Origin of the sequence: Candidatus Rhabdochlamydia sp. W815, from assembly GCF_018642185.1 — a bacterium.
Taxonomy (GTDB): domain Bacteria; phylum Chlamydiota; class Chlamydiia; order Chlamydiales; family Rhabdochlamydiaceae; genus Rhabdochlamydia; species Rhabdochlamydia oedothoracis.
Map to the genome: position 1 here is coordinate 1 of NZ_JAAVTY010000183.1, position 1,294 is coordinate 1,294.

A 1,294-nucleotide genomic window follows, 5' to 3' on the forward strand; every position below is an offset into this window, starting at 1 on the left:
CAAATGGATATGGATAAATGGGTAAAAGAGTACAATGAAGAGCGAGTCCATTCTGGGAAATATTGTTATGGGAAGACACCATGGCAAACCTTTCAGGATGCAAAGCATCTAGCACAGCGATGAGTTGAGTTTCAACCCTAAAACTGTTCTTAAGTGAGGAAGAGAGGGTTTCAGCACGATGCTCCTATGGGGCCTAAAAAGATTCATTCCACTATCCTAAGCAATGAAGAAGAGGCTATAATTATTGCTTTTAGCAAGCATACCCTTCTTTCCTTGGATGATTGTTTGTATACTCTACAGTCCACTATTCCTTAACCTTACAAGATCTACCCTTCATCGATGCTTACAAAGGCACGGGATAAGTCGTCTGCCTGAAACAAAAAGTGAAAAACCCCTTAAGAAGAAGTTTATTTCTTATCCTATGGTTCTCTAATTGCACACAAGGGGAATATAAATTCTCTTAATTCTTCATAAGCTCTCCGAGCCGATATTTTGCTTGCAAAATAAAAGGCGTTTTTTAAGATCTTAGAGCCTGTTTAAAATCTTCTCATTAAGGTATAATGATAGTTTTCATAAAACCTTTGGAGGTAGTTATGACCCGCTCTTATCCAAGCGATATTTCTCGTAAACAATGATGATAAAAATTCTAAGAGTATTCTTGAAATAGTTTTAAAAAAAATTGGTTGGCGAGGTCAGAAAAAGCAGTGGTCGGAAAGAGAAAACAAGCTTTGTAATTATTGATGCTCAAAGTGTTAAAAATACTGATACAGCGGAAAAGAAAGGATATGATGCAGGGAAAAAAATATCAGGAATAAAAAGACATATAGCAGTCGATACCCAAGGGCTTCCTCATGCGATTCACATTACCACAGCTAATATCACTGACAGAAATGGGTGTATATAGTAGTGCCAATTCAAACGGCTAGCTTAAAGGAAGAGACAAACCCTACTTTAAGATGGATTTTCCAAGTCATGGAAGGAATAGGTGTGGTCTATTTTTACGATGAATCGCTTTCATACACTATCTGGAACTTCTTGTTCAGCAGCTTCTTCTCTTCCATCCAAGATAGCTTGATATTCTTCTCGGTAATTAGCAGAAAGAGCTTCATTCCACTTAGGATGATTAATAAGAAACTCCAAACACTCGTTTTCGTTTTGTTGTTTTTTTAAGACAGAGTCTTTAGCTTCTTTTAAATCTAGTCTTTTCAAGTTTGAAGTGCACAGAAGAATTAAAAAAAGAATAGGCAGGCGATGAAAGAATCTCTATTGTGATTTTTAACAATCAAACACAAGG

At 36.5% G+C, this 1,294-nt stretch carries 1 protein-coding gene and 3 pseudogenes; 3 read left to right on the top strand and 1 reads right to left on the bottom strand.

The annotated features are described in order from the left end of the window. From RHOW815_RS08110 to RHOW815_RS08120, 3 pseudogenes are all read left to right on the top strand, one after another. Positions 1–123: pseudogene (locus tag RHOW815_RS08110) on the top strand (IS481 family transposase); the annotation flags it as partial. A 10-nt stretch (positions 124–133) separates the two neighbouring features. Beyond that, a pseudogene (locus tag RHOW815_RS08115) lies at positions 134–424 on the top strand (IS481 family transposase); the annotation flags it as partial. A gap of 249 nt (positions 425–673) precedes the next feature. Further along, a pseudogene (locus RHOW815_RS08120) lies at positions 674–901 on the top strand (transposase); the annotation flags it as partial. Between the two features lie 113 nt (positions 902–1,014). Here RHOW815_RS08120 and RHOW815_RS08125 read toward each other — a convergent pair. After that, complete coding sequence (locus RHOW815_RS08125) at positions 1,015–1,209, bottom strand: hypothetical protein (protein ID WP_215217784.1); 195 nt, start codon at positions 1,207–1,209, stop codon at positions 1,015–1,017. Positions 1,210–1,294: the final 85 nt, after the last annotated feature.